Below are 8,027 nucleotides of genomic sequence, written 5' to 3'. Positions count from 1 at the left end.
CACGATGGACACCCTTGCCATTGGCTAATGGTTCCCACTACCAAGCCCATAGCGGACTTTCACCGCCAAGCTGTTGCCCATGCCGGGCGCACTGTAAGATAAATAGCCAGATTAATCTGGCTATTTACTTCTATTATTTTTTATTACTTGCATAATGTTGTTCTAATTTTTTCACTATTGCATCAGCCTTTTTGATTGCATCTGCAACTGACACCCTTACTATGGTTTTACCTTGAAATCTTTCTTCATCTTTTATTGCTATATCTTTGGTTAATATAACATAATCAGCTTTTTTTATTTCTTCTTGACTTATCCTATTTTCGATACCAATTGATCCTTGAGTTTCAACTTTAATATTATGTCCTGCATCCTTAAAAGCTCTTTCAATAGATTCTGCTGCCATATAAGTATGTGCAACACCTGATGGACAAGATGTAACAGCTACTACATTCATATCTTCACTTCCCCTCATAAGAAAATTATAATTAGTCAAATTGTAAGTCTATTTCATCAGATGAATCAGCACTGTTTTGTGTGCTAGTAACTTCAGTAACTTCTTTTTTTAATAAACTAACCATAAGTGCAGTTACTATAACACCTACTATAACTGCAATAACATATCCTGCTCTATTAGCTACAACTGGAAGTACTATAAGCCCTCCCCATGGTGCGTGATTCTGAGCACCAACTAACAATGAAGTTATTGATCCTGCAGCACCTCCAACCATAATTGAAGGAATAACTTTTATTGGATCCGCTGCTGCAAAAGGAATAGCACCTTCAGTTATACCTATACACCCCATAATAAGAGCTGCTTTACCTGCTTCTTTTTCCTCTTGAGTAAACTTCTTCTTAAATATTAATGAAGCTAATCCTAATCCAAGTGGTGGAGTACATACAGGAACTGCAACAGCTGCCATGAGCTCTGGATGAGTTTGCATCAATGCAACTGCAAAGAAAAATGCAGTTTTATTAACTGGACCACCCATATCGAATGCTATCATGGAACCTAATATTAATCCCATAACAATTTTTGAGCTACTTTGCATGCCTTGTAGCCAAGTATTTAATGCTGCCATTGCATCTGCAATAGGTTGTCCAAGAAATAATACCATTATAATACCTGAAATAAATGTTCCAACAAGTGGAATAATAAATATTGGCATTACTGAACGCATTACCTCTGGTACTTTTATCTTTTTTAGATAATAAACAACTATTCCTGCTATTAAACCTGCTATCATACCTCCTAAAAATCCGCCACCTTTTGAATTAGCAAGGTAAGCTGCAATCATACCAGGACCTATACCTGGCCTATCAACCATTGAGTAAGCTATAAATCCACCTAGTACAGGAACAAATAATGTCAAGCCTGCAATACCAACATCTGACATTGATTTTAAGAATCCACTTTCAGGAACTGCTGCTTTTCCAGATATCATAACTGCTAATGCAAGAAGAACACCACCAGCTACTACGAATGGAATCATGTAAGAAACGCCTGTCATAAGATGTCTACGTGTGTCTTTTAACAATTCTAACATAATAAATCCCCCTTAATTTAATATTTATAATGTTATGCGCATAACAAAATTAACAATTTACTTTACATCAGTAGTAAGTTTTCCACTACCATAAAATTTCTCCCAATCTTCAATAAATTTATCTACACTTATATCAGTTAATGGATGATATAATAACTTTTCTAATATTTCATAATTTAGTGTAACAGAATGTACCCCACATAATGCTACTTTATGCACCTGTTCAGCATTTTTAAATGATGCAGCAAGTACCTTTGTATTTAGACCATTTAATTTATATAGACTAATTATTTCTTCAACTACTTTAACTCCATCTCCACAAATATTATCTAATCTGTTTATATAGGGTGCTGTAAATTCTGCACCTGCTTCTGCAGCCATAAGTGCTTGCTGAGCATTAAAGATTGCAGTTGCAGTTATCTTAACTCCTTTTTGGGTTAATTTTTTTATAGCTTTAATTCCATCAGGAGTAACAGGTATTTTTATATAAAAATTCTCTCCCACAACCTCTTGTAAGTATAGTGCTTCCTTCTCTATTTGTTCTGCTGTTCTTCCAACTGCTTGTACATGCAGCATTGAATTCTCTCCAATAATATTTCTAATATCTTTAAGTATTTCTTTAAATCCTTTTTTTTCTTTTGTTATTAAAGTAGGATTTGTTGTTACCCCCGATAAAGGATAAAATTCAAAACCTTTTTTAATTTCTTCAATATTTGCTGTATCCATTAAATATAGCATCATATCCCTCCTATAATTCCAACACCTTTTCTATCTGATCTATCTCATTACTATCTTCAAGTTTTCTTCTAAATTCATCTCTCATAATGTTCCTTGAAAGTTGTGCTATTATCTGAAGATGCTTGTCTCCGGCTTCACTATCTGGAACAGCAAGAAGGAAAATATATTTAACACTTTCATCTTCGCTCCATTTAATCTTATTTTTTAATCTTGCAAAAGCAACACTTGCTTTTTTTACGTGAATACACTTGCCATGTGGAATCGCAATGTCAAAGCCTACTGCTGTTGAAAATTCTTCTTCCCTCTTTTTTACTTGCTTAATATATCCATCAAAATCATTAAGCCTTCCCTCTTCTTGTATTTTTCTAGCTAGTGTTTCTATAGCTTCATCTTTATTAGAAACATCTAAATCAAGAACAATCATTTTCTTACTTATTAAATCAGTCATTTAATTCCCCTCCATTTAAGAATAATGTCACGATTTCTTCCTCATTTTTTGCATTTTTTATTTTTCTAATGAGTTCTTCATTATCAAGTACTGAATAAAAATTCTTAAAAAATTCTTTTGTTCCATTTAGATCACTAAACCTTAAAGCAAGAATAAGAATCAAGTCTATTTCTTCATTATTCCATTTAACAGGATTATTAAGTTTTATAATACATATCCCTAACTTTTTAACATATTCTTCAGTTGAATGCGGAATCGCAATCCCACGGCCTATAACTGTTGAGGATTTTATTTCTCTGTCTATTACACTTTTACAAAATCCTTGACTTCCTATACCTTCTGTTTCCATTAAATTTGCATATTTTTTTACTATTTCAAGAAAGTCTTCATTTCCTTCCTCAATAAAACAATATTTTTTTGTAATAATTCCTTCTAAATAATGTTTCTGCTCAGGAATATTTTCTTGATATTCCATTTTGGTTTTTAATTTCATATGTCTTATCTTAATATCATCAATTTTATTTTTTATTATTAATATATCTCTTTCATCCACAAGAGTTGTTATATTAACGATTTTTTCATTTTTTTGTCTAATCGGTATTGTACTTATTATTAAATCATTTTCTTCTATTAATTTGTCTGTTAAAAGATGCAACGGTATTACATCAATAATTTCAAGTTGTTGCAATTGCTTTTTTAATTCTCTCGCTACCATTTGTGATGTCCCTATACCACTTGAACATACAATAACTGTTCTTATTCTTTCATTTAATCTTTCCATTGCAACTGCTATATGAAGAGCTATATAGGCTACTTCATCCTCATTTATTGATACACCAAACCTTCTTTCAAATATACTATTACATGCCCACGCTGCTCCATAGATGCTGACAAATTCCTTTTTAATTCTTCCAAGTAAAGGATTTCTAAGTTGTAGACCGTACTTAAGTCTTACTATTGTAGGTCTTAAATGCAATGCTAAACCTAATAGCAACATCTTGTCTTGCGATAAGTCTACTTCGAGAATTTCACCAACAAGTATTATAATTTCCTTTGCAAACTCAATATAAACTTTGTTTTCAGAATTAAAAAGCATATCATAATTGTTTTGATTTATATTTTCTTGAATTTTAGCTCCAAGTAAATGTAATGATAAATACACTGTTTCTTCCTCAGGTATTTCTATTTCAAATTCCTTAGAAAGTTTATAAATCATCCATTTTGAAATTACATATTCATTACTTTGTTTAATATTTTGAAATAAATTTGATTCTATTTCTATTTTTCTTTCAAACTTTATTCTCTCAATCATAATTGCTATATGAGCAATTATATTTATAAAAGCCTGATCTGTAAAAGAATAACCTAATTTTCGTTCTGCTTCCTGAACAGTAGATTGTATTAAAATAAAATTTGTTCTCGGAAAAAACTGTTTTAACTTCTTATAATTTATATAGTCAATCCTATAATCAAGTCTTTCAATCTCATTAATATCTATATCTTCATTTGAATTCTCTTTTAGCTGAAAGAACAAACTCATCATTGCATCTCTATATGCTTTTTCGCTACCTTCTATCCAGAGCCCTTGATTCTGTTTCCTTTTTAGGCACAGTCCATATTTTTCTAACCATTTTTGAACATATATCAGATCATTTAATATTGTACCTTTGCTACAATAAAGATCTTCTGAAAGTAATTGTATTGTATAAGTATATCTATTCTTAAAAAGCGTTTTTAAAATATATTGCTGTCTATACTCTGATGTGTATTCATTATAGCCATGAATGTTTATATCCCTTTTAAGTTCAGCCCTTCTCTCTTCACTCATTTTAAGCTGAATTCCAACATTAGTTTTCCTTATAACTTCAATCCCTTTTTCTTTAAATTCATATTCTATTTCATCAATATACTTCCTAATTGTTTTTTCACTAAGCTGTACCTGATTAGAAATTTCTTTAACTGTAATAGGTTCATCTCTTTCAACAAGTATAAGTGCAATCTTTGTTTTTATATTTTCTTTTGAATTCATAATTGTCACCTTAGCTCCTCTTCTTATTTATAATGTTAGCATGTAATTTTCTTGGATTCTACATATCAAAAGTTCAAAGTTTACCGTAATAATAAGGTAACAATATCTTATTAAAAAACTATTAACCTCCGATAATAACTTTAAATCCTTTACATTCAATAAACTTATTAATCTCTTCAATTTCATTTTTATCAAGTGTTTTTACATCCTTTAACTTATATTCTTCCCCTAAAGCCTTATATTTAGAACTGCCGTATTGATGAAAAGGCAGAATGTGTACAAGTTTTAAGTCAAATTTAGAGATATAATCTAATATTTTTTGAATGTTTTCTATGTTTGCTGTATAGTGCGGTATTAATGGTATTCTTGGGATTACTTCAACTTTATTACTATTTTTAATCAATGTTTCAAAATTATTTTTCATAACATCAATATCCTGATTAACTACTTCTTTTGCAAGTCTTTTGTCCATTATTTTAAAGTCCCATAATACAGTATCAATATGCTTTGACATTTCAATTATTATATCCTGTCTTCCCATTCCCGTTGTTTCAATAGCAGTATGAATACCTATCTTTTTTAATTCCTTTAAAAGCTCAACTATAAACTCTCCCTGAAGCAAAGGTTCTCCTCCGGATAATGTTACTCCCCCTCCTGTTGAGTCGAAAAATACTGCATCTTTATTAACCTCATCAAGTACTTCCCTTAGTGTCATTTCTTTACCTATTCTTTCTAATGCTCCTGTGGGACAATCTTTAGGATCTTTATTGCACTTATAACAGTTTGTACTGCTGCACCCAATACAAAGGCTCTGCCTTCTCATTATTTCTTTTTCAAGCTTTTGAGATTCAGGGTTAGAACACCAAGGGCAAGTTAAAGGACAGCCTTTAAAGAATATAACTGTCCTTATACCTTCACCATCATGCAGACTATATCTTTGTATATTGAAAATCATAGCTTTCATTATAATCACTTCCTAAAAAGAATGTTCTGTTCTTCTTATAATATCGTTTTGAATCGCTTCATCAAGCTCAACAAATATTGCGCTGTACCCTGCTACCCTTACAACTAAATTTTGATACTTTTCAGGATGTTTTTGTGCTTCTCTTAATGTATCTGCTGAAATTACATTAAATTGTACATGCTGTATTTTTAGCCTGCTGAATGCCCTGATAAATCCTGCAAGTTTTTTTATTCCTTCAACTCCTTCTAATGCCTGAGGCGAAAATTTTACATTAAGAAGGCTTCCATTAGAGGTTAGATAATTATCAAGTTTGCTTACACTTTTTAAAACAGCAGTAGGTCCATTTTTATCCCTTCCAACCATAGGAGAGAGCCCTCCATCCGATAGCTGCTCACCCTTCATTCTTCCATCCGGAGTTGCTCCAACAGCTGCGCCTAAAGGAATATGAGCTGAAACTGTATATGAGCCTGGCTGGAATATTCCACCCCTTATATTTTTATATTTTTCAACTTCCCTGCAATAATGGGAAAGCACCTCAGAACCTAAATAATCAACCTCATCAATGTCATTTCCATATTTAGGATATTTGTTTATGAATCTCTGTCTTAAATCCTCTCTTCCTTCATAGTTGCTCTCTAAAATGTCAACTAATTCTTTTAGCGTAATCAGCTTCTCCTCAAAAACAGCCTTTTTTATAACATATAAAGAATCGCTCAGGTTAGGCGCACCTATCCCCTGTACTCCTGAAAAATTATATATTGCACCGCCTTCTGTTACATCCATTCCTTTTTCTATGCATCCATTTATAAAGTTTGAAAGAAATGGCGTTGGTGCGCATTGTCTGTGTGCCATGTCTACTATATTTGAACCTTCTATCATATCCTTTACATATTTTGATATGTTTTCTTTTAACTTTTCTAAAAGCTCTTCAAAGCTGCCTATTTCTGATTTTTTCTCTCTTAATGTAATTTCAAATACTTTTAATAAGTTAAACAATGCTATATCGTGAAGTCCATAGGTTTTTTTAGGTATTGATAATTCTACACATCCAACCACAGCATAATCTCTCGAATCATACAGTGATACACCTCTATTTAAAAACGATGGTATGTTAACCTCATCATTAAAAACCTGAGGCATTCCTGTACCAAGTCTTATTATCTCGGATGCTTTTATTAAGAAATCCATTGGAGTATTTTCATTTACTCTTATACTTAAATTTGGCTGCGGAAGTCTTATATCCCCTAAAATTTCAAGCATGATGTATGACAGCTCATTTACAGATGCTCTTCCATTTTCATCAACCCCGCCTAAAACAATAGTGTAGCCTGTTGGAAAGCCTGCAAAATATTTAGCACTTTCTGTACTCCTAAGTGCTACAATCGTATTAAATTTAATATACAAGCATCTTAAAAGCTCTTTAATAAATTCAATATCAATTCCTTCTTCTAAAGATTTTTTATAATAAGGATACATGTATTTATCAAAACGTCCAATAGATATTGAACTTGCATTAGATTCATGCTGGAAAATAACGCTTATATACCAAAAAAGCTGAAGTGCTTCATAAAAAGTATCAGGTTTGTCCTCAGAAATCTTATATGAAATCCTCGATATCTCCTCAAGTTCTTTTTTTCTATCTAAATTCCTCTCCTTTTCTGCCATCTCCTCTGATAGTTTTGCATATCTTAATATATAATCTCTTGCTGCCTCAAGGGTAATAAGGGAAGCTCTGTAAAAATAATTATCCTCATTTTCATTTATTTTTTCTTTTACTTCATTTATCATTGCTTTTAAACCTTTTTTAAGCAATTTTGAATAATCTGGAATTATATGACCTTGTCCCTTATCCGTCTGGTTTAAAGCAATTATTTTAGCCTTTACAGTATCCTTTATATTCTGTGGTATATGTTCATTGCAGTAATCTTTTAATGACTTACCACTCCAATATGGGTAAAGCTCATTTTTAAAATACTCTTTATCCTCCTGCGAAATCTCAAATCTATCCTGAGGTCTTGTTGAAAATTCATCTAACTCCTCTAAAATCCAATAGGGTGACATTTCAGGCGAAGCAACTCCTGAACGGGGTTGAACTGTTCTATCACCAACAATAAGTTCTCCATCTTTTATTTCTATTTCTACTTTACTTAATATATTAGAAAGGGCCTTCGCTCTTCTTATAACTGAAGGTTCACCTTCAGTGTTTTTATAGCTTTCAGTATAAAGCCTTGCTCTTTCAAGGGATATTTGTCTTTTTTCCTTAAAAAGTTCGTTTTTTAAAGTTTCTATTCTTCTACTCAGCAT

General features: G+C 31.7%; 7 protein-coding genes. All 7 read right to left on the bottom strand.

Annotation, left to right across the window (positions count from 1 at the left end; all coding sequences use genetic code 11):
- Positions 1 to 133 precede the first annotated feature (133 nt).
- Positions 134 to 472 carry a PTS fructose-like transporter subunit IIB gene (locus B5D15_RS02200; RefSeq protein WP_341427727.1) on the bottom strand — a complete coding sequence of 113 codons (339 nt, stop codon included), beginning with the start codon at positions 470 to 472 and terminating at the stop codon, positions 134 to 136.
- 13 nt (positions 473 to 485) lie between these two features.
- Entirely contained in the window at positions 486 to 1,544 is a 1,059-nt protein-coding gene (locus B5D15_RS02195; RefSeq protein WP_078695467.1) for a PTS fructose transporter subunit EIIC, read from the bottom strand.
- 57 nt (positions 1,545 to 1,601) lie between these two features.
- A complete protein-coding gene (locus B5D15_RS02190; RefSeq protein ID WP_078695466.1) occupies positions 1,602 to 2,282 on the bottom strand; it encodes a transaldolase family protein in 681 nt (226 codons plus the stop codon).
- A gap of 10 nt (positions 2,283 to 2,292) precedes the next feature.
- Positions 2,293 to 2,730, bottom strand: a complete 438-nt coding sequence (locus tag B5D15_RS02185; RefSeq protein ID WP_078695465.1) for a PTS sugar transporter subunit IIA — start codon at positions 2,728 to 2,730, stop codon at positions 2,293 to 2,295.
- On the bottom strand, positions 2,723 to 4,759 hold the full coding sequence (locus B5D15_RS02180; RefSeq protein WP_242948672.1) for a BglG family transcription antiterminator: 2,037 nt from the start codon (positions 4,757 to 4,759) through the stop codon (positions 2,723 to 2,725). Before B5D15_RS02180 ends, B5D15_RS02185 begins: the two co-directional genes overlap by 8 nt.
- A gap of 121 nt (positions 4,760 to 4,880) precedes the next feature.
- On the bottom strand, positions 4,881 to 5,723 hold the full coding sequence (locus B5D15_RS02175; protein WP_179122157.1) for a [formate-C-acetyltransferase]-activating enzyme: 843 nt from the start codon (positions 5,721 to 5,723) through the stop codon (positions 4,881 to 4,883).
- Between the two features lie 12 nt (positions 5,724 to 5,735).
- Positions 5,736 to 8,027 (bottom strand): formate C-acetyltransferase, encoded by a 2,292-nt coding sequence (locus tag B5D15_RS02170; protein WP_143287171.1) that lies wholly within the window; start codon positions 8,025 to 8,027, stop codon positions 5,736 to 5,738.

It is taken from the genome of Caloramator quimbayensis (assembly GCF_900167605.1).
In the GTDB taxonomy this organism is placed as follows: Bacteria; Bacillota; Clostridia; order Clostridiales; family Caloramatoraceae; genus Caloramator_B; species Caloramator_B quimbayensis.
Note: the sequence above shows the minus strand (reverse complement) of the source record. Positions and strands in the feature narration are given on the sequence as shown.